Source organism: Nostoc sp. FACHB-110 (genome assembly GCF_014697425.1).
Classification (GTDB): Bacteria; Cyanobacteriota; Cyanobacteriia; order Cyanobacteriales; family Nostocaceae; genus Nostoc_B.
The window spans coordinates 57,078-81,121 of record NZ_JACJRU010000002.1 but is presented as its reverse complement, the minus strand read 5'-3'; the positions used below and the strand labels follow the sequence as shown (position 1 = coordinate 81,121).

Genomic DNA, 24,044 nt, shown 5'->3' with positions numbered 1-24,044 from the left:
AGGCGAAGCGTACTTATGATTAGCTCATTGATCAATCTAAAATCTAAAATTCTTTGTCTAACCACCACTAATTTTAGCTTTGTAACCTAGTTTGATCAAAATCTCTAAAATCTTTTGTTTGTGGTCGCCTTGGATTTCAATTTCATTATCTTTGACAGTGCCACCAGTGCCACATTGAGTTTTTAATTGTTTAACCAAAGCCGCTAAAGTTTCTGGTTTAGCTTGAAACCCAGTAATTACCGTCACAGTTTTCCCCTTGCGTCCGGCGCGGGTAGCTTGAACCCTCACATTTTGTTGTTGTGGCGGTAGTTCCTGAACAGGTCTTTCGGTGGCGGCGGAGTTGTCATCGCCAAATTCGCGGTAGACGAATTTTTTATCAGTAGGTTTCTCTGGGGAAGAAGACATAAGACACCATTTTTCTCATCAGATATCGTAACTTATCTGCCTAGACTTCTTATAATAATTAAGTCTGTCTTGTGATGAAAAATATTTGCGTGACTACCACTCCCCTTTCCCCAAATTCTTCCACAACTGCTCTGTTTCCCGATACACAAGGACGCTTTGGACGCTTTGGCGGTAAGTACGTCCCAGAAACGCTAATGCCTGCTTTAGCTGAACTCGAAACAGCCTATCAGCAATATCGTCACGATTCAGAGTTTCAAGCTCAACTACAACAACTGCTGCGAGATTATGTCGGACGCGCCACACCATTGTATTTTGCCGAGCGTCTAACTGCCCATTATGCCCGTCCTGATGGTAGTGGCCCGCAAATTTATTTAAAGCGAGAAGATTTAAATCATACTGGCGCACACAAAATTAATAATGCCCTTGGTCAGGTATTGTTAGCGAAACGTATGGGCAAACAGCGCATCATTGCCGAAACTGGTGCGGGACAGCATGGAGTAGCCACAGCAACAGTTTGCGCGCGGTTTGGGCTGGACTGTGTAATTTACATGGGCGTTCACGATATGGAACGTCAAGCTTTAAACGTGTTCAGAATGCGGTTGATGGGCGCAGAAGTTCGTCCGGTGGCGGCGGGTACAGGTACACTCAAAGATGCCACCTCCGAAGCAATTCGAGATTGGGTGACGAACGTCGAAACAACGCACTACATCCTCGGTTCCGTAGCCGGCCCCCATCCCTACCCAATGATGGTACGTGATTTTCATGCGGTGATTGGTCAAGAAACGCGCGCCCAAGCTTTAGAAAAATGGGGCGGTTTACCGGATATTCTCATGGCTTGTGTCGGTGGCGGTTCCAATGCAATGGGATTATTTCATGAGTTTGTGAATGAGCCATCTGTGAAGTTAATTGGGGTAGAAGCGGCTGGGGAAGGAGTAAATACAGACAAACACGCTGCTACCTTGACAAAAGGACGAATTGGTGTATTGCATGGTGCAATGAGCTATTTATTGCAAGACGAAGACGGACAAGTAACAGAGGCTCATTCTATTAGTGCAGGGTTAGATTATCCTGGTGTGGGGCCAGAACACAGCTATTTAAAAGATACTAATCGGGCGGAATACTATAGTGTGACTGATGCAGAGGCTTTAGAAGCATTCCAGAGATTATCACGCTTAGAAGGTATTATCCCAGCTTTGGAAACATCTCATGCGATCGCCTACCTCGAAACCCTTTGTCCCCAACTTAGCGGTAGCCCCAAGATTGTCATTAACTGTTCTGGACGCGGCGACAAGGATGTGCAAACAGTCGCCAAATTTTTAACTTAACAATAAACTCTGTCTAGACACCTTTGTCAAGATGAAACTTTTGTAATACTGAGTGTAGGGGAGCTAGTGCTTTAGATAGCTTTCCTACTCTACCTAATAATGCGAAATATTATGAAAGTTAATGAATTAAAACAACTCTACGAAATTGATGATTCTCAATGGCTAGAAGAAACAGTCAAACTAATTAAAAATCATCAACTTCAAGAACTAGATTTAGAGAATTTAGTTGAGGAATTAGAGGATTTGGGCAGAGAAAAGAAAAATGCCGTAGCCAGTCTTTTAGAACAAATCATTCGTCATTTATTATTACTGCAATATTGGACAAGCGAATCTGAGTATAATTCAATTCACTGGCAAGAAGAAATCTATAATTTTCGCACTCAATTAAAACGAAAATTAACTACTAATCTGCGTAATTATTTAGATTCAGAATTGGATTCTATCTATCAAGATGCGTTAGGGTTTGTAAAAATTAAAACTCAAAATACTGTTGATTTTCCTCTAGAATGCCCTTATTCCCTTGAGAAATTACTTGATATAGATTGGTTAAGTAGTCCAAGTAGCTGAAAAAAGGATTACACTTCAGATCCGTCAGCCCCATAAAAATTTTTATCTTCAGAGAATATAGTGATCCTGTTACCTAAGCTATCTCACAGGTGTTGGTGTAGCGGGAAGCAAACAAGGTACGGTTTACTTCACCAAAATATGTAGCCTCAAACGATAAGACGATAGATTTTAGTTAAAGCTTGGGGTGCGTTACGCAAATCTAGTAACGCACCCTATTTTTGCTGTATGGTTCTTAGATACATCGAATTGCTCTTGCAAGCTTATTGAGAATTAACTATGGAACCTATTTCTCTGATTATCGCTGCTTTAGGTGCTGGTGCGATGCACAACTTCAGGAGCGATCGCACTTTGGGAAAACACTACGATAGATATTAACGCGGACTTGCTGAATTATTAGATGTAGGTAGTCAAAATGAGTGCAGGGTGTAGAGTGTAGTGAATAATTGGTGAGGCAAAATTTACCAATGGCACAATCTTTGACTACATCTGCCATAGAAGATTTGGTTTATCAACAAATTAATCAGTTGCGCCGTCATCAAAGTCTCCCAGACTTAAAGCGTGACTCTGCTATTGATACTCAAGCTAGAATTCACAGCCAGAATATGGCAAGTGGGCAAGTTCCATTTAGTCATAATGGTTTTGTAGAACGAATTGAGGCAATTAAAATTCTCTACAAAGCTACAGCGGAAAATGTTGCTTACAACCAAGGCTATAGTGATCCTGCTACCCAAGCGGTGCAAGGCTGGCGTAATAGTTCTGGACATTGGCAAAATATCACAGGTAATTACAACCTCACAGGTGTAGGTGTGGCGAAAAATATTCAAGGTGAATATTACTTCACTCAAATATTTATCCTCACGCAGTCTCCAAAACCCTAAACTTTGAATGGCCAAGCAAAGGCAGAGAGTAGGAGGTAGGAGGAATAAAATATATTTCTTGCCCTCTGTCACAGCAGGGTAAATTTATTGATGAAAAACAAAAAATATGTATTTCTAGCGTAGTGCCAGCAATACAGCCGTCGAAGTATGGGTGAGGACATTTAAAAAGTATAAATCCCAGATATAGCAAGACTTTTACCTTCAGGCTTTAGTCTCCTGCCTTCTGCCTGATGATTAGTATAAAATTCTTGGTTTTTATAGTATAAATACGCAAAAGAATTGCATATTTTTTTCTAAAATCTATGCAATAAAACTTGCCATTAAAGCAAAGACTAGCCATGATAGATAACAGAAATATATATATAAATATAATTCTCCGAAAGTAATTTATAAAATATTTTTTAATCTGATGATTAGTAAAAAAAGTTGAAATAAAAATTTATGTATCTTTAAATACATAAAAATAAATATGGAAATTTCCCATTACTCAATTTTGCTGCTGGTGAATTCTCCAGAATTGCGATCGCAATTCTGTCATTACTTAAGTCAAGATATACGCTCCATCTATGATGTAATTGAAATTGGGACAGCTACAGAAGCATTGACTTATCTGGTGCAGAACCAGCCAGATTTAATACTTTTGGATGCTCAACTGCCAGATATAAGTGCGTTAGAACTTCTGCAGGAGTGGAAATGCCAATTTCATAACTGGCACATTCCCGTGATTATCTTAGTAGAAGAAAGTAACGAAACCCTTGCTATTAAATTAATTGAAAGTGGAGCCGCTGAATATTTAATTAAAGAACATCTGAGTTGTTTGAGATTCTGCCAAACTGTGTATTCTACGTTAGAAAAAAACAGTCTCAGGCAACAACTCCAAATGTACGAGCAACAGCAGCAAGCTAACGAAATTATTCGCCAACAGACTTTTCAGGCTCTGCACGACAACCAAATTCTCTTGCAGGGAATTATGGATAGCTTACCGATGGCCATTCTTTGGCGAGACTTGAACAGTCGATATTTAGGTTGTAATCGTCAGGTACTTGCAGATGCAGGTTTATCTTCTGTAGAAGAAATAATTGGCAAAACAGATTTTGATTTGCCTTGGCGAGAACAGGCATCACTTTATCAGTCAGAAGATCGGATTGTTATTAAAACTGGTAAAGCTAGGTTTAATATTGAAGAACCTGTGACAACAGGCGACAACCGGACTATTTGGGTACGCACCAATAAAATCCCCCTGCACAACCTCAATGGTGAGATTTTTGGCGTTCTGACTTGCTATGAAGATATTACAGAACGTAAAGAAATTGAGCAGGCACTACAAGAAAGCGAACGACGTTATGCAACTTTAGCTGCATCAGTTCCTGTGGGCATTTTCCGCACCGATGTGGAAGGCAATTGTGTATATGTTAACGATCGCTGGTGTGAAAATACAGGATTAACCCCCCAACAAGCCGCAGTTTATGGATGGAAAGCGGCTTTACACCCAGAAGATAAGCAGATGGTTGAGGAACAATGGCATCATGTGGTACAGACAGGCCAGATTTTTAATTTAGAATATCGGTTTTTGCGGGCAGATGGTCTAGAAACTTGGGTGTTTGGCCAAGCAGTGCCGGAAAAAAATTCAGATGGCACAATCATTGGTTATGCCGGGACAATCACTAACATTTCTAGCCGTAAACAAGCAGAAGAAGCGTTGCATCGCAGTCAACAACTTTATCGCATTCTAGTAGATAACTTTCCTAATGGTGCAGTTATCCTGTTTGACCATGATCTGCGGTATTTACTAGTTGGGGGACTAGGATTAGCGCGTGCAGGTTTGAGCAAAGCTGAGATGGAAGGCAAAACTATCTGGGAAATCTTTTCCGCAGAAGTCAGTGAGATGCTTGCACCTTTACATCAGCGAGCATTAGCTGGAGAAATGGTGATTGCGGAGATTCCTTATCACAATGAATTTTACTTGACTAACTATCTGCCTGTACGCGATGAGCAGGATAAGGTGATTGCAGGTATTCTTGTCAGCCAAAACATTACTGAGCGCAGAAAAGCAGAACAGGAACGCGATTGCTTATTGCAAATGTTAGAACAACAAAATCAGACTTTAGAAGCACAAGTCACTCAACGCACAGCAGAACTGCAACAAAGCAAAGAACGCTTTCGGAATTTGGTGGAAACATCCAGCGATTGGGTCTGGGAAGTTGATCAATTTGGCATTTACACTTATGCCAGTCCTCAAATCATTAATCTTTTGGGATATACCCCAGACGAAGTTTTGGGCATAACTCCCTTTGATTTAATGCCACCAGAAGAAGCACAAAGAGTAATGGCAGAATTTACCAAGTTCTCCTCAGTTCAAGCTCCTTTTCAATGCTTAGAAAATACTAACCGTCACAAAGATGGACGACTGATCACTCTAGAAACCAGTGCTGTTCCCATATTTGATGCAAATCAACAATTTTGTGGTTATCGCGGCATAGATCGAGATATTACTTCGAGAAAACAAGCAGAATTAGTTTTACGCCAAGCTAACGAAAGATTAGCCTTTTCCAATCAAGAACTTGCCCGGGCGACTCGCTTAAAAGATGAGTTTCTCGCTACGATGAGTCATGAACTGCGTACACCTCTCAATGCCATTTTAGGTATGGCAGAAGGATTGCAAGATGAAGTCTTTGGCTTAATTAATGACCATCAAAGACGCAGTTTGCAAACCATTGAGCGCAGTGGACAACATTTGTTGGAATTAATTAATGACATTCTAGATTTATCCAAAATTGAAGCCGGACAGATGGAGTTACACTACTCTCAGACGGCTATCAGTTCACTTTGTCAAGCTAGTTTGGCATTTATTCAACAACAAGCCGTGCAGAAACATATTCAGGTTGAAATGAAGATTCAGCCTAATCTGCCAGACTTACTGTTAGATGAACGACGTATCCGACAAGTTTTGATTAATTTACTTAATAATGCTGTTAAGTTTACCCCAGAAGGTGGACAGATCACCTTAGAAGTAAGCCACGAAATCATTGCCCCAGAGCAGAATGTTATCCATATAGCAGTTATTGATACAGGTATTGGGATTGCTGGTGAAAATCTTCAGAAAATTTTTCAACCTTTTATTCAAATTGATAGTGCTTTAAATCGCCAATATGTCGGTACTGGTTTAGGGCTAGCTCTAGTCAAGCGGATTGTGGAATTACATAATGGCAAGGTGAATGTTAGCAGTGAACTTGGTGTAGGAAGCTGCTTTAGTATTGATTTACCCTATGCCAATATTTTTGAGTCTTCTCCAGAGTTAGTCAATTACCCACTCACCGAGCTAACTTCTTCAGGCAACGAAACATTAGAGTATGCACCGCTAATTTTATTAGCAGAAGATAACGAAGATAATATTTTTACTCTCTCTACTTATTTAACAGCAATCGGATACCGCCTGATCTTGGCCAAAAATGGTCAAGAAGCGATCGCCTTGGCTGATGCTCAAAATCCCGATTTAATTTTAATGGATATTCAAATGCCGGGAATGGATGGTCTAGAAGCCATCAAACAGATTCGATTAGAACGCAATCTCAGTATGCCTATTATTGCCCTAACCGCTTTAGTCATGCCAGGCGATCGCGAAAAATGTCTGGCCATCGGCGCTAACAGTTATCTCTCAAAACCGATCAAACTCAAGCAACTGGCCACGACAATTCAAGATTTTTTAATCACAGAGAAACTCAAAAAACAAAAAGTGATGTAGAAGGTGACAGCAAATTAAACTGTGCTAGTACCGTTTCACTTTGAGGTTGGTACATTTAGGCAAGCAAAACGGTATTAGTTGATTAATTCTCAAGAATATCCTGTTCTACATTCTCGGAACTCGAAGGTAGAGTATAGGTCTAAATTATTTATATTGCGTAATTCTTCATGTTTCGACAACCTGCTTTTGGCATTGCTTTAAGTACGCTTGTCCTTGCTAGTGGATTCATGACTACTCCTATACCCAGTCACTCTTCTACCAACAGTCCCAATCAAGAGATTCCTTCTAGTCAGGTTGCTACATCAACTACTACTTTTAACACCACTGCTTTAGAGAAATCAGTTTTTGAACAGATTAATCGCTATCGAGTTGCGAAAAAGCTGCCAAAGTTGACTCTGAATGCTAATATTTCTCGGCAAGCAAGGATTCACAGCCAAAATATGGCTACAGGGAAAGTTGCGTTTAGTCATCATGGGTTAGAAAAACGCGTCAAAGCAATTTCCATTCGCTTCACTAGTGCAGGCGAGAATGTCGCAGTTAATCAGGGATATAGCGACCCCGCCAGTCAAGCCGTCATCGGTTGGCTAAATAGTCCTGGACATTTAAAAAATATTAAAGGCAATTACAACTTAACTGGAGTTGGTGTTGCGGCTAATGCACAAGGTGAAGTCTATCTCACTCAAATTTTTCTGTTAACTAGATAGCCGAAATCTCAAATGCAAAATGGTATGGGTTGCCTAAATCATGTAGTGTCTAATCTGGAAACACTGCATTTATAGTTGAGTAATTCATGAGTTTACAAGATTTTCAGGTTTGCGATCATGATATTAGTGATGCGGCTTTGGGCGAATATTTACAATCAAGTAAAATCGCTGTTGATACTGAGACAATGGGATTATTACCGCAGCGCGATCGCTTGTGTCTTGTCCAACTATGCAATCATGAGGGTAAGGTAACAGCCATTCGGATTGCTAAGGGACAAACTGAGTCACCAAATTTAAAACAACTCCTCGAAGCAAAGAATATTTTGAAGATATTTCACTTTGCTCGTTTTGATATTGCCACTTTACGCTACCATTTAGGCATTTACACCCAGCCAATTTTCTGCACTAAAATTGCCAGTAAGTTAGCTCGTACCTATACTAACCGTCACGGCTTGAAAGATGTAGTGCAAGAGTTGGAACAAGTAGAACTGGATAAAAGCGCTCAAAGTTCTGATTGGGGGAATGCGGTTAATTTAACTGAAGCTCAATTAAGTTATGCAGCTAATGACGTTCGTTATTTAATTAATGTCCAACAAAAGCTGACTGATATGCTCAAACGCGAAGAACGTTGGCAACTTGCACAAGAATCTTTTCAAGTTTTGCCAACAATAGTTTCTCTAGATTTGCTGCAATTCAAAGATTTATTTGAGCATTAATTCTATATCAGTATTAAAAGGGAACAGGGAAATCCCCGTAATTAAAATTAGGGGCTAAATTCTTCTCCTATTCCCGCCCCGAAGGGGCTTGGTCAATAGTCAAGTGTCTCATTACTATTGACCCTTGACCATTGACTAATCACCAAAAATTTATACTTCTTTTTGCTGAGTTTCTACATGATTTTTCAGGCGATCAACAACATTGTAGTCGTCTTTACCGGGAGGAGTTCTAGATTCAATTATGCCTTCTGTGGGGCCGCCAATTGCTTTCCACGCAGCTAGACCACCTTTAAGTTGCGATACGTGGACAAATCCAGCAGAACGCAGAACTTGTGCAGCTTGGGCCGATTCTTCGTCATTCCCACCGTAAACGTAAATATCACGGTTTTTATCTATGGATGGTACTGCGCGTTCGGCTAAGTCACCAATTGGCATAGCCATTGCACCCAGGATATGACCTTCGTTAAATACCTGGCGATCGCGGACATCTAAAATAGTGAATGCTGGCTCACCCCATTCTAAACGAGACTTGAGAACATGAGCGTCAGACTGAGGCTCAATTGGTGGTTGTTGAGGAATAATACCTTCTATTAGATTGCTCATAAAAATCTCCCTAAATGATTCCTACACAGCAATTTAACGAAATGAACATCATTAATTTCTCTTTCTTTGGGATGAATATCCTAAAAGTATTTCTTCTGGCTGATTAGTTACATTAGTGATTTTTTGCCAGGTTAATAATTGAATCTATTTACTTTTAAAGCATTTGGCTGTGTAATTTAATCTGGGCGATCGCTAATAGTAATGTATTTTCAATATCTTGTTTAACTTTGGCGGAAATATTCTGACAAATATTCAGACAATCAATTAATAATTTGTTGGCATGATAATATTTTTGCAGCATTTCTATTTGCTCTGGAGCAAACTGCCAATCATGACAAATATTACGATATTTGATTAATATCTCCCGGAAATTTTTACTCCAAGATTTACCATTGGCTTTCCACCAGGTACGAAATTCATCAGCATTAATGTCATGATTTGATAATGCTTGTTGGCAAAATATCAGTGATTGTTTAAATTCTGACTCAACAATTAAATCTAAAGCTTGCTCAAAGGCAATCATTAATGCTTGAGCATGGTCAATAAAAATCTCATCATTCCAAATATAATCACAGGCAAAGTCTAACTCTCCAGCGCAAGTAAAAGTACTGGTCAAGAATTCATCAATAGCTAACTCACGATGAAAGGCTAAATTACCGACAATAGCACGCTCAAGTCCATAGTTAGGTTCATGGCTAAACACTTGGCGACGCGGAAAATCACAATCATCTAAAAAGACTTCTAATGAACGACCAATACAAACTAAGTAAAATGCTCTAACTGCTACTTCTGGATACTGGGTAGTAACTGCATGAGATTTTTGTTGCAGCCAGACTAGAAAGTTTTGAATTGGCTCATCGTCAGCTACTAAAAAATCAATTTTTTGTTTCATCAAACCGAAGATGATATCGGCAGATTTTAACATACTTACACTTAGTAATATAACATTGTGCCACCGTTCTTCAGTTGTATAATTCACCAACTGATGGAGAGATTTTTCAGAATAATTGGCGACAAAATATTTAGCAGTTAAATACTCTTGTAATGCTAAATGAGAGAAAGAGTAAATTCCCTGCGATCGCTGCACTAATAAACCGTGTTCTGACTCAAAAATTTTTAATAATTTTTCGCTGTCTTGCAAGTTTTTAATACTCAATAGCCAGCTATCTGATGCTTGTCTAGCATTGACTACAGGTATACTTGCGTCAACTTTTTCACAGGTACAATTTCTTACTTCTGATAGCTGTTCTAAAATTTCAGCCATCAAATATTGAATTTCTGTATACTCAAAAAAGTAATTTTTTTGTGCAAAAGTAATAGCAGCAATTTGGCACAGCAACTTGATTTTATTATTCCAATTTAAAAATAATTCAGTATCATCTCGTTTAATGCCTTTAATGTCATCCCATCTTCTGACAATTAAATTCAACACCTGCGCATATAGACTAGCGGGTTGAGCAGGAAATTCTAATTTTTTCTGAAATAATAAACAAATTATATGTAACAATATTGGTGTAGCTGTCAATTCTCTGATTCGCTGATTTTCTGGTAAATACAATTGATGAATAAATAGATTACTTTGAGCTTCGCCATTTTCTAGAGATTGATAAGCAACAGTACTAAACCAATTTTTGACAAAAACTTTGACTTGTTGAATATCAAAATCAGCAATTTCTACTTCAGTAAATCCTGCTACTCTATGCTGTTGTCCACCGACTCGGCAACTAATAATAAATCGGTTTTTATAATAAGTTTGAGTAAATCGCCGAATTTCTCTGTTTATTTGCTGTATATACTCAGATGGAACTTCATCTAAACCATCTAATAAAATTAATGCTTTACCTTCAGTTAAAATACTCGCTGTTGCTTCATCTTCAATCAAAGAACTGAGAAATTCTTGGCTGATATATTCCCCGAGATTAATTTCATGATTATCTCTAACATCTTCAGCAAAATCTTTAAGACTGATAAAAATAGCAATGCGTTTGGCTTGAAATTCAGCTTTGTTACACTCAAGAGCTAAATATTTTAAAAATGTGGTTTTTCCCGAGCCTGGTTTCCCCAATAGCATCAGCTTTGAGTATAAATTTGCAGCGTCTAAAGCTGGTATTTTTCTTTGTAATTGCTCTTTGCTAACTTGAATAAAACCTGCAAAAAAACTAAAGTCTTTTGACAAGTCGTCTATTTCTAGCCATTGTTGACTGGTAATTTGTTCTACAACATAGACATTAGTGTAAATATACTCTAGTGGAATGACTCTCCCAATATCTAACATTTGCACAGTAGCGCACTGGTCTTGAATTTTGTCTTGGCGTTTTTGACGGATTTCTAGAACTAAACTATTGATATCTAGATTTTGGCTGATTGATTTAGTAGTGGCGTTTGCAAGTGCTTCTTCTGGTAAACCTGCAACTTTTTGCCAAGATAACCCTAAGTATTGGCAAATTTGGACAAAACAACTCCGAGATACAGGCTCACCTGCAAAAAATTTCGATACTGGTTGACGTGTAATTCCTAATGCTATTGCTAATCTGTGCTGGCTTAAAGTTTTATCAATTAACGCTGTTTTTGCTGCCTTGATGCCTGCTGGAGTGGCTCTTAATCCTTGGCTTGCCATAGTATCAGCTTGATTAATAATGTTAATGACATTTCAGGAGATAGCTGCACCTTGGATTGATCACCTATAACAATCCGATTTTATTTCTGAACTTACTTGTGAAGATAGGGAACAGGGTTTGGGAACTGTACTGAGTTTTTTCAGAAGTCAAATACGAGTCCTAATATAGAAGAGTTAAGTTCATCTGACACAGTTAGAGAAAACTAGCAACTAACTCAGGGGTATTTGTCGCTAAGTATCATTCTCTGAATGAATTTTTTTCTTAAACCTACGAAATTATACCTGTTAAAGTCAACAATATACTAAAGTCATGCAAAAGTCATACATTTAGTAAGCGTTGTGATAGCTGAAGTTTTCCTAAATTTAATAGAAAATTAAGTGTATCTCATGAGAAAAATGGCAATATCTGGCAAAAAATCAATTTGAGGAAGTATCAACAAATCCTCAACAATCCAGACAAAAGGGCTTTTTTTGGTGAATTTCCTATATCAAAAACCTGTCCTAGATGAAGTTGCCAAAGAAATAATAGGCTAGTAAGTTATGGTTATGCTTTCTGATACAAATGCCAAAATCCTGGTTGTAGATGATGACTTCGGTGTGCGTAATCTGATTTATCGCTATCTTGGTCAAAAATATCAAATAGAGTCAGCCGCAGATGGCAAAACAGCACTGAGGTTATTTGAGCAATTCAGCCCAACTTTAGTAATTCTGGATTGGAATTTGCCTGATATGAGTGGCTACCAACTTTGTCAGGAAATGCAAAGCCGTACTAATGTCTTAATAATGATGTTAACTAGTAGAAATGCTGAAGAAGATAAAATTAAAATAATTTCAGCAGGTGCAGATGACTTTATAACTAAACCATTTAGTCTTGCAGAAGTTGAAGTCAGAGTACAAGCATTGTTAAGAAGAGTACGCTCAATTAACCCTTCTGCCCCGCAAAGGCTGGTGTTTAAGCAACTAGCAATTAACCCAGAAGGTCGAGAAGTAACATTAAATGACCAGCCACTAAATTTGACAGCTTTGGAATTTAATATCCTACATTTTCTGGCTAGCCATCCTGGTCAAGCTTGGAGTCGTCCCCAACTGATCCAAAAAATTTGGGGTTGCGATCATCCGGGTGACGGACGCGTAGTTGATGTTCATATTGGTCAACTACGCAAAAAATTGGAAGTAGATACGAGTGTGCCAGAGTTTATTAAAACTGTGCGTGGCTACGGATATAAATTTGAATCGCCAGAAGCAACGAATGTTTAACAATTTTGGCGTTGCATAAATGCGGTATGAATTAAGATGTCGAAGCAAAATGAAAGATTGATTTTTCGCGCCTTTGCGCCTTTGCGCGAAAAAAAATTCATCCCCTTAATCAGCAACGCCACAATTTTAAGTAAAAAATACTACTTTTTTATCTCTAGCCTCTCATCCTTCACTCGATTACATATATCGAGTGAGTTGAACGCGGTAACGTTCTTTTTTAGTGACGGCAATTTCGCCAACTTCTAAGCGTCCTTTACCGCGGATAGCGATTAAATCACCAGATTTAACTTGAGAACTGGCTTGGGTAATTTCTTTCCAATTGACGCGCACATCACCAGCATCGATTAAGTCAACCATTTTGCTACGAGACATGCCAAATCCAGCAGATGCGATCGCATCTAATCGCAAAGAAGCTTCCACTGTTGTTAATTCTTTCTTCTTTGGTTCGCGGATTTTTAGCTCGCTGATGTCAATTCGCTGGGTTTTGACAGGAACTGAGCGTACCTGTTGCAAGTTCATCTCTAAAAACTCGACCATTTCGGGAATGACAATTACCTGCGCTCCCCGTTCTCCCAAAACAATCACATCTCCTGTCTTATCGCGCACAATTCCTGTTCCCAGCATGGAGCCTAAAAAGTCACGATGAGTTGCTGTATCAAACAAAAAATTGCCAGCAATTTCCATTGCCGCAATCGCAACTTGTGATTGATCTAAAGGCATTTCGGCACGAGCGAGTGCGATTCTTTGCCGTTCAGCTTGCGGATAACCACCCCAAGCTACCAACTGCACCTCGGTTAAGCGACTAAAAACCCGTTGAATTTCTGCTAATTCCGGCGGAGATAAGAAATCCGTCAAAACCACTTCCCAAGTTTTAATAGCTTGCTCTGCTTGATCGATGACGCGAGCAACACCATCTCGATTTTCTACACCCTTTAAAAGTTCTTCGCGTGGTAACATTCTTTAGAAATCAATAGTCATTGTCATTTGTCTGAAGGCAAGCAGTTAAACTCCACTTCACCCTTTAGCTATCAGCGTAACCTTGAATATTTTCTGGTTCAAATTGGCGTAATATCCGAGTTGCTTGCCTAGTCAAAGTCTCAGAACCTTGAACTACAATTAAGTATTTGCCAGCATCTAGGCGATTGCGATATGGCAGAGCATCACCACTACCTGTGAGCATTCCCACTCCACCACCAACAAATACGCTACCCATACCACCACTAGCCGCGCCGAGCAATCCACCAACGATATGATTGCCGATTTCTCCTGCCCAAGCAAAGGTATCTAAACCTGTAATGACACTAAAGGTAAAACCAGCAAAAAAGCCAAATGGCACTAGCCACAATGCCATTAGCTTTGCTTGCTTTTTGGCTTCTACTTGGGGATCAATCAAGCCGAACTCGTCAGCAGTTTTATATCCCTTACCAAGGATAGTGCTATTGATGCTGTCTTTTTCTAAAGCTAAATAAGCAGCTTCGGCTTGGATACGGTCTGGTAATACTGCAACAAGATAATTCATCGCTCGCAAAATAGTTGTCTGATAGAAGTTTTTCCTTAATTACCAGCCTATCAGTAAAAAAGTGCGTTCGTGCTGTTAGCAGTAGTGGGGCGTTGAGCAGCGTGCTGAGTTTAGCTTAGAATCGGCAATCAACCTCAAATTCTTCTAGCCCCTAAGCTCTCATCCCTACTCACGATTTAATCAAATCCAATGGTTCACAAAAATTGTTCACACCTTGTTTGAGGACATAAATCAATACTGGTGTGGCTAAAATTTTGGGGAAAGTTGGCATAGTTTTGATGTGTGCCATCATTCCTAAAATCGAGTTATTGGCTAATTCTTCTCTAAATTCTGATTCACAAATCACAGCACGCCATTTTTTTGCCAAAGCATCTAACCATTCTGCATTGGCTGTTTCTGGTTGTTGTCCAGCTTTAATGGCTAGTGTCATGGCTGCATCTTCTAAATCTCCTTCACAATCTTCAATTAAATCCAAGGCTTCCATCGCCAGGGGATCATCTACTAACTGCGATCGCAATAAGGCAATTTCTTGTGATGTAACTTGAGTCATAGGTAGTCAATAGTCAAGGGTCAATAGTTTAGAGTCAGAGATTTTTATTATCCGTTGATAACTAATTACCAACTAACGATCATTAACTCACGACTGTTGACGAATGACTATTGACTATGGACTGGGTTAACGAAATGCCCTGGAGGTAACTGCACGTTGTAATTGAGCCAAAGCGCGGTTGTAGTCTAAGATTGCGGTGACTCGATTACCTTCGGCTCTGGTTAAGTCATTTTCTGAGTTGATGACATCTGTTTGTGTCCCAACGCCAGCTTGGAAGCGCAACCTTGCTAAACGTAGAGCTTCTCTAGCTTGTTCTAAGGCAGTATTGGCAGTTTGAACATTTTCCAAATTAGAACGCTGGGTAGAAAAAGCTTGTTCTACTTGGAAGCGAATTTGGTTGCGTTGCTCGGCAAATTGCGTTTCAGCGATGGCAATATTGCTTCTAGCTTGGGCGGCTCTAGCTTTAGCTGCACCACCATCAAACAAATTCAAACTGGCTCTTAGTCCTACAGAATAGCCATCAGTGACGCTGACGTTATCATCAAACTGATCTAACAAGTTGTAATTAGCCACAAAACTCAACTGTGGCCCCAAAGTGGCTAGGGCTTGTCGCCGCTGTTGTTCGCTAATATTGCGCTGTGCCAGATTTTGTCGCAGTTCTGGTCGATTTTGAAAAGCGAGGACAATACTTTCTTCCAAAGACCTGTTCCACAAACCTGATAGTTGCACGGGATCTGCGGCACTGATAGTTACGTTTTGTGGCAAACTTAAGCGAGTGGCTAACTGCCGACGCGCTATTTGCTGCTGTGAGATCGCATTAGTCAAATCTTGCTGGGAGTTAGCTAAATTTACCTGCGATCGCAACACATCAAAGCGAGTTCCGACCCCAGCACGTTCTAAAGCTTCCGCATCTCGCAAACTGGCTTGGGCATTTTCTACCGATGATTGGGCAATACGTACTTGTTCATCAGCATTTTGCAAGCTGTAGTAGTCTGTGCTGACATTCAAGCGAATTTCTTCAGATTGCCGTTCTACGTCTAATTCATTAAAACGTACCTGTTCTTCAGCTTCTTTAATCGCAGCTTGCCGTCTGCCTGAAGTGTAAATGTTGTATGTTAACTGGGCTTGACCGTTAAAAGCCGTACTCGGTTTATCTTGATTAGAGGGTATTCCTTGGCGACTGCTTAACTCATCACTTAGCTGAGTGCTAGCTGATTGGCTGCGACTCACATCCGCATTAATATCCACAGTGGGAAATAAAGCCGCTTGTGCTTCTCGTAAAGCCGCACGGCTGCGTTCTAACTGCAATGCAGTTACTTGCAAATCCCTATTGTTTCGTTGTGCCAGTTCTAGTGCTTGTGCCAAAGTAATTGGTTGATTACCTTGCACTGTGACTTCCTCTGCTTTTGTGGGAAATTGCAGGGGATTACCAGTCTGAATCAGGTTTTCAGGAATTTTTACTTCTGGTGTTGCCACCGGACTAGTATTGCTAGGAGCAACCGTTGGGGTTGTTTCAACCCCAGAAGGAGTAGCTGCTGGTGCTGCCTCATTAGGATTAGTCGGCACAGTCGTAGAAGCGGGTGCTACTTCATTGGTAGTAGAACTAGGATTAGTCGGCACAGTCGTAGAAGCAGGTGCTGACTCCACTGGTGCTGGGGTGGAAGTTGTTTCTGAAGGAGAAGTGGTGTTTTGTGCTATCTGGGCTGATGTCAATCGTGGCAGTCCACAACTTCCAGCAGGCAAATAACCCATTTCTTGAGTGCAACTTCGCACCGCCAACAGTTGCGCTGCGCCTGCACTTTTGACTGCTGTTGGTAAAGCTGTTGGTAGCTGAGTTTTCAGAGTCGGCTTTGGTGTTAGCTGTTGACCAGCCGCCAGAGAAACTGTTGTGCTGGGAATCGAAGAGAATCGGGTTGTAGCAGAATTAACACCTAGATTATTTTTTTTCCGCTTTAAAACAGAAGCTAATTTTTGGGCTTTTTGAATATTCGCCGAATGACGCTGCGCCGAAGTTTGGTCAACGTTGGCATTAGATGTGGAATTGACAAAACTACCTGGTTGTTTTTGAGGTATTTGTGCGATCGCTACACCAGTATTTCCTGTCAAAACAACTGAATTACTGTTATTAGTTAAACTCGATACATTCAATGTCTGCAACCCAGAATTTGTCATGGCATCTGGGAAAATCTGGCTAGCAGTTTTAGGCAGTTGCATATGAGTCTTGTCCGCCACCAAGTTATGACTTTCAGTGAAAGTCAAGACACTAGGAGAAGACTGTGATTGTATGCTACTTACCTTTACCGTGTCAGCCCAAGCAGGCTGAGTTGTTAATACCGCTAATGTTACGCCAGGTAAGAAAGTATGAAATATTTGCTGTCCTTTCACCGCATCCCCTCACACGAAAATCAATCTAGCGGCAGAAACCTTTTCTTCACCACAGAATATAGCACGATACTAAATTGAAGAAGGAATATAGCACGATACCAAATTTAGGAATCCGTACTTCTTTTTTCTTCAAAACTTTTGACTATACGAGAAAGTTCTGCCTTTTCGTCGATGCTAACGCGGGTAGGCGCACCACTGACAATCCGTTCGTAGTTCCGGAAAGAATCTTTAATTTCTGGGCCGTCAGCCGTAATATTATACTCACGAATTCCCTTATCATGCCACGAACCGCGCATTTTAAATACGTTAATTGCCCGCGACATTTCGCCACGAATTTCTACGTACTGCAACATCAAAATTGTGTCAGTAATCGTCGAAATGTGAGAATCGGTAATTGAATGAGAACCCATAAATTGGTCAGTTGTGTTGGTAAAAAATCCAGTTATTTCTTCTTGCTTGGCATAACCAGTTACACCAATCACAAACTGTCTAAAAGCATTATTACTTACTCCTCTGGCTAGGGCTGAAAGTGAGTCTATGGCAATTCTAGACGGTTTAAAATCAGCAATTTCTGACTTAATGATTTGCAAGTGATCTTCTAAACCAGTTGATTCTGGATAAGTACAGATAATTTTGAGTAAACCTTGCTGTTCTAAATCCTCAAAATCAATTCCCCACGAAGAAGCATTGCGTGAAAGTTGAGCGCGTGATTCTTCATAAGCAAACAAAATGGCCCGTTCACCATTAATACAACCATCTTGTAAAAATTTGCTGACCAGCAGTGTTTTGCCAGTCCCGGTAGCCCCTGTGGCCAAAATAATCGAATCTTTAAAGAAACCACCGCCACACATTTCATCTAGAGTTCTCACCCCAGAAGAAACGCGAACATTAGAAGAGCGTTGAGTCAACCGCATAGCTCCCAAGGGGAAAATGTTGACTCCAGCATTAGTAATTGTAAAAGGATACTCACCTTTCATATGAGTTGTCCCGCGTAACTTGAGGATTTCGGTCGTGCGGCGACGACGTTCTCCTTCTAATACATTCCGCACAATTACCACATTATCCGAAACAAATTCCTCAACCCCAAAAGATGCTACAGGGCCGTATTCTTCTCCACGTTCTGTGGTGATGATGGTAGTAACATTCAACTGCTTGAGTCTGGCCACCAGACGGAAAATTTCGCGCCTAACTACACCAACGGCTTCGTATTGTTGAAAGACTGCGGTAATCGAATCAATCGAAACTCGCTTGGCTTTGTATTTGCGAATGGCATATTGCAAGCGTTCAATTAATGCTGAAAGGTCAAAATTGCCGACAATATCTTGCCCTTCTGGGTCTGGAGAAGCATCGAGAATAAATAATTTGCCTTCATCGATTAATCGTTGTAAATTCCAGCCAAAAATATGGGCGTTTTTGATAATATCACTGGGGGATTCTTCAAAAGTGACAAACACTCCAGGTTCATCAAAATAGGTAATACCGTTATAGAGAAACTGAAGAGATAATAAAGTTTTCCCTGTGCCAGATGTGCCACTGACTAAGGTAGTTCTGCCTACAGGTAAACCACCATGACTAATGTCATCAAAGCCCTCGATCATTGTCCGAATTTTTTCTACACCGCCACTTTGTGTAGACTTATTTTCCTGTTGTTCTTTCTCACTCATTGCTAGATTATCAATGGGCTTTTAACCCAGTATTTCTATTAGTAAAGTAGGTAATTTGTCTGTAAGCAAAAAAATTAGAATTAAAGACTATCTGACTCTTGCCAATCTTCTTCACTTAGTTCTTCATACAGCAAATCTAGTCCAATTAACACTCTTTCTCTATCTGATAGGTCGCCAATAATTTTGCGCACGGGAGGGGGTAAAATTTTTGATAATGTTGGGGTGGCTAATATTTTATCTTCTTCGGCTAGTTGAGGATTTTTAAGTACATCAATGACTTTCAAAGCATAAACACCTTGAAACTCCTGTTCTAATATATTTTTTAATGTTTTGAGCGCCCGTACTGAATTAGGTGTGTTTCCAGCTACGTAAAGCTTAAGAACATAGGTCTTTCTGGCTTGATTCATAAAGGTACAGGCTGAAACATCAAAACGAAAATAGGGACAAATTTCCTGATTCCACAGGCGAATAGAGCTATAAGCGGCAATTACTCCGCTTTGAGGCTAAGGAGTACATTTGACGATTATTTAGAAATCGCACATCGATAGGCTTCACAAAGGTGCGCCAAAATATCTATTAATGTCAAGCGGTAATCTAGTAATGTTTCATCGCTCCTTCCTTCTAATCTTAACTGTTTAGAAAACTCGTCAATAATTTCCATGTGTATTTCTATAATTTGTGGCACAGGAATATTAGCACAAAATACTGTGTTGATAAATTTATCAATTCTCTCTTTTAATGTTGTGTCTGTAGTAAAGTAATCTACAAGAATTTGGCGGTAATCTGATTTGATCTGCTGTAATAATACCCGCTGATCGACTTGAGTCATTTGCTGAAAAACCCGTTGTGGTTTTTGCGTACGGCAAGCTAATACGTAAAAATATTGGCCTGTAAAATTTTCATTAAGATTTGCCAGCAACCAATTCAGTAAGTAGTAAAGTCTATCTGTGGTAGCGGCAACCAGAGGCAATGTGTTAAATTGGACAGGACTAGATAAAAAAAAGCTACAATTGCTGGGTCTAAGTTCTGGTTTGATTGCTACCCAAGCTGGTTTATCTAAAATTTTTTTAACTTTTGGTTGGAAAATTAGTATAGGTAGTAGCATTTATATATTTAAATATCTTGCTTAGTTAGTCCAACCAACGTTGGCAATTAGCACAAAGTTTGAGGAAAACTTTAGAGAATGGGATTAAACCTAAGAGTTAATTCTGTGAGTTTATGCCCAAACATAAAATTTGGATAAACCATTGTCTAAATTAACTCAACAACCAACAACTAAGCGATTGGCATGATGGAGTGGTTGATGAGGTATTAGTGGAGGAGAGATAAATCCATTCATAATTAGCATATGCATATCTATCAGAATATAGATTTTTGAATTTCACCTCTTGATAGGATACTTAAACTAACTTAAAGTTAGCTCACATTCTAAATCATTATAATTCCTCAAGGTTCTAAAGCGAATCTTTGAAGCCATAATTGTTGTAGTTGTCATGAGCAATGAGAAATTTCAGCATCAGTAAAACACTGTAAATAATATTCCCCAAAGTTCTAAAGCGGCAAAGGTAGAGTCTGGCACTGGAAAAATTCAGTTAACCAGCAAGGCTATAGCTGAGAAAACCGAAACCATTGTTGCGATGTATTCTCGCAAAAGCAACAATAGCCGAAAAGAGTCTTCTTAAAGAATATTACTGTAAGCGCGACCACATCTAGCCCATCGCCAATGCTTAAGCCAAAAGCTGCCAGAGGAAGAATAAACCCCCAAGCCTTATGTCAATGCTACATTATCCGCTTTACAACTTTCTAGCAACCGTACCCAAATGCGGAGAAACAAGTGCGTTAGTGGCGGTGTTAGAGCTTTTTGAGCAAGAGCAGTGCGATCGCTTAATAGTAGTCAATCAACAGCAAATGCCAATTGGACTGTTAAATTCAGCCAGATTCACGCAGCAGTTATTGGCACAATCAAAAGAAGAGCAATATTTACAATTATTACAACAGCCCTTAACAATTTGGCAACAAAGTATTTTTGAACCAATCCAAATATTAGCAGCAGGCGATCGCGTAGAGCAATTTGTCCAGTATTTACAATATCAACCAACTCAAACTCACAATAGCCTCAATTGGGTACTGATCAATCCCGCAGGCAAGTTTTTAGGAATGTTGGATAGTAGCCGACTATTGAGATTGTTAGTCCAAGAAAAAGTCGGCATAACGGCAGCTGGTAGAAAATACTCTGACTCGGCGGAAAAAACTCATCATAGAATAGAAAATCATGAGTCGAGGCTCAAAACTCGCTGGCGGCCTAGAACTCCCCAACGTCAATCCAGGGTAAACAAACCCTTAATCCAATTATTAGAACGACTGCCTTGGCCTTTAATGTTGCAAACCAGCACTGGTGAAATCGTCACGCAAAACCCAGCCTGGTGGGAGCAATTGGGAGTATTAAAAGATCCCGAAGGCGTGCGGGAACAAGTCGCAGCTATTTTATCTCCTCTTGTCACAAAACAGCCAGAATATGCCCAAACGGCCACAAAAGTGCAGCATAGCGATGATGAGTCAACCTCATCCTTAAAACTACATTCTGTAGAAAACACTTGGGCAATCAGACACGAAGCCTTACCCCACAACGGCTTGCTCCCCTTTTCCCCCAACACAGCAGCAAATTTTAATCACCTCAACGAGCCACTGATTAACCCAGCTATCAATACCAATCGCTGCTTTTTAGATATTCAAATGGGGACTTGTACTTGCGTTGTCGAAGAACAAAACGGTCAAGAAAGAGTTTGGCAATTTGCGAAAATTCCTTTAGATAGTCCAGAATTTAAGTTGATTGATGCTCAACACACCCAAGACTCGCCAATAAATGCAGATAACTTGTGGTTAGTGCTAGCAACAGATGTCACCGAACAGCAGCAGTTGTGCAAAGAACTGGCAGCGAAAAATGCTGATTTGATTCAACTCAACCGCTTAAAAGATGAATTTTTGGCTTGTATTAGTCACGAACTCAAAACTCCCTTAACAGCAGTTTTAGGATTATCGCGGTTGTTGGTAGATAAACAATTAGGAGAATTAAACGAAAGACAAGCCCGTTACGCTGGCTTAATTCATCAAAGCGGTCGCCATTTGATGAGCGTAGTCAACGACATTTTAGATTTGACCCGGATGGAAACGGGACAAATGGAACTAGCCCTAGCTCCTGTGAATATTCGGGCTGTATGCGATCGCGCTTTAGCCGAAGCTAAAGCTATTCAAGCACAAAGTAGTAAAAACTTATCCAATAGTCAAACACCAGCGACAGTCGCCTCAACTCCGCAATTCACCCTCACCATCGAACCAGGCATAGAGCAGATGGTGGCAGATGAATTACGCTTGCGGCAGATGTTAGTCCACCTGCTATCTAACGCCTTTAAATTTACGGAAATTTCCGGCGAAATTGGTTTACGGGTCAATCATTGGGAAGGGTGGATTGCCTTTACCATTTGGGACACAGGTATTGGTATTCCTGAACATCAGCAGCATCTCATCTTTCAAAAATTTCAACAGCTGGAAAATCCTCTTACCCGCCAATTTGAAGGTACAGGTTTAGGTTTAGTCTTGACTAGAGCTTTAGCTCGATTGCACGGAGGCGATGTCAGCTTTTTATCTCAAGAAGGTAAAGGTAGCCAGTTTACCCTGTTACTTCCACCTACCCCCCCAGCCACAGGTTTTGCAGATACAGAGAGCAATCAAGAAGATGGCAAAGACCAAGGAATGCAAAAAATTGCTACTTCTGTACGTCCTCAAGCGGCTACACCGACGCAGCATCACACAGACTATTCGCAACGCTTAGTACTAGTAGTTGAGGCTGTCGCTCGCTACATTGAAGATTTAACCGAACAACTCAAAGGTTTAGGCTACCGGGTAGTAATTGCTCGCTCCGGTACAGAAGCAGTAGAAAAAGCCCGACGCTTGCAGCCAAAAGCGATATTTTTAAATCCTTTATTGCCATTATTATCTGGCTGGGATGTGCTGACATTAGTCAAATCTGATGTGGCTACGCGCCATATACCTGTGGTTGTTACCGCCACAGGCGCAGAAAAAGACCAAGCTTTTGCTAATCAAGCTGATGGTTTCTTGAGTTTGCCTGTAGAAAATCAATCGTTAGCCCCACTTTTAGATAAACTCTGTGCAGAACCCAAAATACTCGAGTCAGAGGTGGAAACTCAGCCAACCACTGCGAAAAACCAACCACTGCGAATTCTGCGATTAGTCAATCCCGAGTTGGTAACGATTAATCCGCACCCCTCACTGCGGGAACATCGAGTCATAGAAGTGGATAACTTAGACCAAGCCGAACTTTTAGCACGAGTTTGGCAATTTGATGTCATGTTGTTAGATGTAGACAGTGCCATCGCCCCAGCTTATCTGCAACAGCTGATTAAGCACCCCCGCTTGGTGGCTCTACCTCTAGTGACCTGCGATGTTGCTACTAGCTTGGCCGCATCTCAAATACCTAGCCTGTCAGTGTTTCCCTGTCTCACACCATTGGGTAACAATCAAACTAGCCGTGGTGATAAAACAGATCCGCTATTGTCAGTTTTGCAAATTGCATCAGGTATCTGCTGCCCACCGAGTATTTTAGTAGTAGATTTAGCTACCTTGCATGATTTACCCCAAATCAAACGCAAGCAAGTGAGAAATTACCGCAAGAACCAAAATTCTCCGCTAATTAATGCTGCTAAACGGGGATCTGAGTGGTTCCAAGCTTTAATTCAATACTTGCAAACCGCTGGTTTAAAAGCAGCAATTGGTCGCTCTTGGACAGAAGTCAACCAACAAATCCGCTATAAAAGTGTTGACTTATTGTTAATTTGCTTAGGAGAATCGCCACTCCATCCAGAAGTGTTAAAAGTACTCCAAGGCTTAGAAGATTTACCTTTAAAACCGCCAATTTTGGTACTCGATCAACGAGCAAGTAATCCAGATGATGTTTTAGGGGAGATACAGCCAGCAATTAGGGCGATCGCTTCGGAAATTTTGCCTCGCTCTATTTCGATGGAAGATTTACTAACTCACATTAACCAAGCTTTATTTTACAATCAGGTAGAGAAATGCTAATAATAGGCGATAGTC

General features: G+C 40.3%; 18 protein-coding genes. 8 read left to right on the top strand and 10 right to left on the bottom strand.

Annotated elements, in window-relative coordinates; genetic code table 11:
- Positions 1 to 57 precede the first annotated feature (57 nt).
- On the bottom strand, positions 58 to 405 hold the full coding sequence (locus tag H6G69_RS02795) for a translation initiation factor (protein WP_190681342.1): 348 nt from the start codon (positions 403 to 405) through the stop codon (positions 58 to 60).
- An 89-nt stretch (positions 406 to 494) separates the two neighbouring features.
- Between H6G69_RS02795 and trpB the strand changes: the two genes are divergently transcribed.
- The 6 genes from trpB (at position 495) to H6G69_RS02765 (ending at position 8,337) form a co-directional block, all read left to right on the top strand.
- Complete coding sequence (trpB, locus tag H6G69_RS02790; protein WP_190681340.1) at positions 495 to 1,730, top strand: tryptophan synthase subunit beta; 1,236 nt, start codon at positions 495 to 497, stop codon at positions 1,728 to 1,730.
- A gap of 111 nt (positions 1,731 to 1,841) precedes the next feature.
- Positions 1,842 to 2,297: a DUF29 domain-containing protein gene (locus H6G69_RS02785; protein WP_242071960.1), complete on the top strand. Its 456-nt coding sequence runs from the start codon at positions 1,842 to 1,844 to the stop codon at positions 2,295 to 2,297.
- Positions 2,298 to 2,761: 464 nt separating this feature from the next.
- The gene (locus H6G69_RS02780) at positions 2,762 to 3,175 is read left to right on the top strand and encodes a CAP domain-containing protein (protein WP_190681337.1); all 414 of its coding nucleotides are present in this window, start codon (positions 2,762 to 2,764) and stop codon (positions 3,173 to 3,175) included.
- 469 nt (positions 3,176 to 3,644) lie between these two features.
- Entirely contained in the window at positions 3,645 to 6,917 is a 3,273-nt protein-coding gene (locus H6G69_RS02775; RefSeq protein ID WP_190681335.1) for a PAS domain S-box protein, read from the top strand.
- A 167-nt stretch (positions 6,918 to 7,084) separates the two neighbouring features.
- Complete coding sequence (locus tag H6G69_RS02770) at positions 7,085 to 7,621, top strand: CAP domain-containing protein (RefSeq protein ID WP_190681333.1); 537 nt, start codon at positions 7,085 to 7,087, stop codon at positions 7,619 to 7,621.
- A gap of 86 nt (positions 7,622 to 7,707) precedes the next feature.
- Positions 7,708 to 8,337, top strand: a complete 630-nt coding sequence (locus H6G69_RS02765; RefSeq protein WP_190681331.1) for a ribonuclease H-like domain-containing protein — start codon at positions 7,708 to 7,710, stop codon at positions 8,335 to 8,337.
- A gap of 150 nt (positions 8,338 to 8,487) precedes the next feature.
- Here H6G69_RS02765 and H6G69_RS02760 read toward each other — a convergent pair whose 3' ends face one another.
- Both H6G69_RS02760 and H6G69_RS02755 read right to left on the bottom strand, forming a co-directional pair.
- On the bottom strand, positions 8,488 to 8,940 hold the full coding sequence (locus tag H6G69_RS02760; protein WP_190681329.1) for a rhodanese-like domain-containing protein: 453 nt from the start codon (positions 8,938 to 8,940) through the stop codon (positions 8,488 to 8,490).
- 154 nt (positions 8,941 to 9,094) lie between these two features.
- Positions 9,095 to 11,557, bottom strand: coding sequence for an NACHT domain-containing NTPase (locus H6G69_RS02755; RefSeq protein WP_190681327.1), 2,463 nt, complete (start codon positions 11,555 to 11,557; stop codon positions 9,095 to 9,097).
- Between the two features lie 540 nt (positions 11,558 to 12,097).
- Here H6G69_RS02755 and H6G69_RS02750 point away from each other — a divergent pair.
- Positions 12,098 to 12,814 carry a response regulator transcription factor gene (locus H6G69_RS02750; RefSeq protein ID WP_190681325.1) on the top strand — a complete coding sequence of 239 codons (717 nt, stop codon included), beginning with the start codon at positions 12,098 to 12,100 and terminating at the stop codon, positions 12,812 to 12,814.
- Between the two features lie 177 nt (positions 12,815 to 12,991).
- Here the strand turns inward: H6G69_RS02750 and H6G69_RS02745 are convergent, their stop codons facing one another.
- The 7 genes from H6G69_RS02745 to H6G69_RS02715 form a co-directional block, all read right to left on the bottom strand.
- Complete coding sequence (locus tag H6G69_RS02745) at positions 12,992 to 13,771, bottom strand: photosystem II S4 domain protein (protein WP_190681323.1); 780 nt, start codon at positions 13,769 to 13,771, stop codon at positions 12,992 to 12,994.
- Between the two features lie 64 nt (positions 13,772 to 13,835).
- Positions 13,836 to 14,333: a hypothetical protein gene (locus tag H6G69_RS02740; RefSeq protein WP_190681321.1), complete on the bottom strand. Its 498-nt coding sequence runs from the start codon at positions 14,331 to 14,333 to the stop codon at positions 13,836 to 13,838.
- A gap of 169 nt (positions 14,334 to 14,502) precedes the next feature.
- Positions 14,503 to 14,883, bottom strand: coding sequence for a hypothetical protein (locus H6G69_RS02735; RefSeq protein ID WP_190681318.1), 381 nt, complete (start codon positions 14,881 to 14,883; stop codon positions 14,503 to 14,505).
- A gap of 126 nt (positions 14,884 to 15,009) precedes the next feature.
- On the bottom strand, positions 15,010 to 17,268 hold the full coding sequence (locus H6G69_RS02730; protein ID WP_190681316.1) for a TolC family protein: 2,259 nt from the start codon (positions 17,266 to 17,268) through the stop codon (positions 15,010 to 15,012).
- Positions 17,269 to 17,372: 104 nt separating this feature from the next.
- Positions 17,373 to 18,932, bottom strand: coding sequence for a circadian clock protein KaiC (gene kaiC / locus H6G69_RS02725; RefSeq protein WP_190681314.1), 1,560 nt, complete (start codon positions 18,930 to 18,932; stop codon positions 17,373 to 17,375).
- Positions 18,933 to 19,012: 80 nt separating this feature from the next.
- Positions 19,013 to 19,339: a circadian clock protein KaiB gene (gene kaiB / locus H6G69_RS02720; protein ID WP_190681312.1), complete on the bottom strand. Its 327-nt coding sequence runs from the start codon at positions 19,337 to 19,339 to the stop codon at positions 19,013 to 19,015.
- Between the two features lie 116 nt (positions 19,340 to 19,455).
- Complete coding sequence (locus H6G69_RS02715; RefSeq protein WP_190681310.1) at positions 19,456 to 20,037, bottom strand: KaiA family protein; 582 nt, start codon at positions 20,035 to 20,037, stop codon at positions 19,456 to 19,458.
- A gap of 665 nt (positions 20,038 to 20,702) precedes the next feature.
- Between H6G69_RS02715 and H6G69_RS02710 the strand changes: the two genes are divergently transcribed.
- The gene (locus H6G69_RS02710; RefSeq protein WP_190681308.1) at positions 20,703 to 24,029 is read left to right on the top strand and encodes a hybrid sensor histidine kinase/response regulator; all 3,327 of its coding nucleotides are present in this window, start codon (positions 20,703 to 20,705) and stop codon (positions 24,027 to 24,029) included.
- Positions 24,030 to 24,044: the final 15 nt, after the last annotated feature.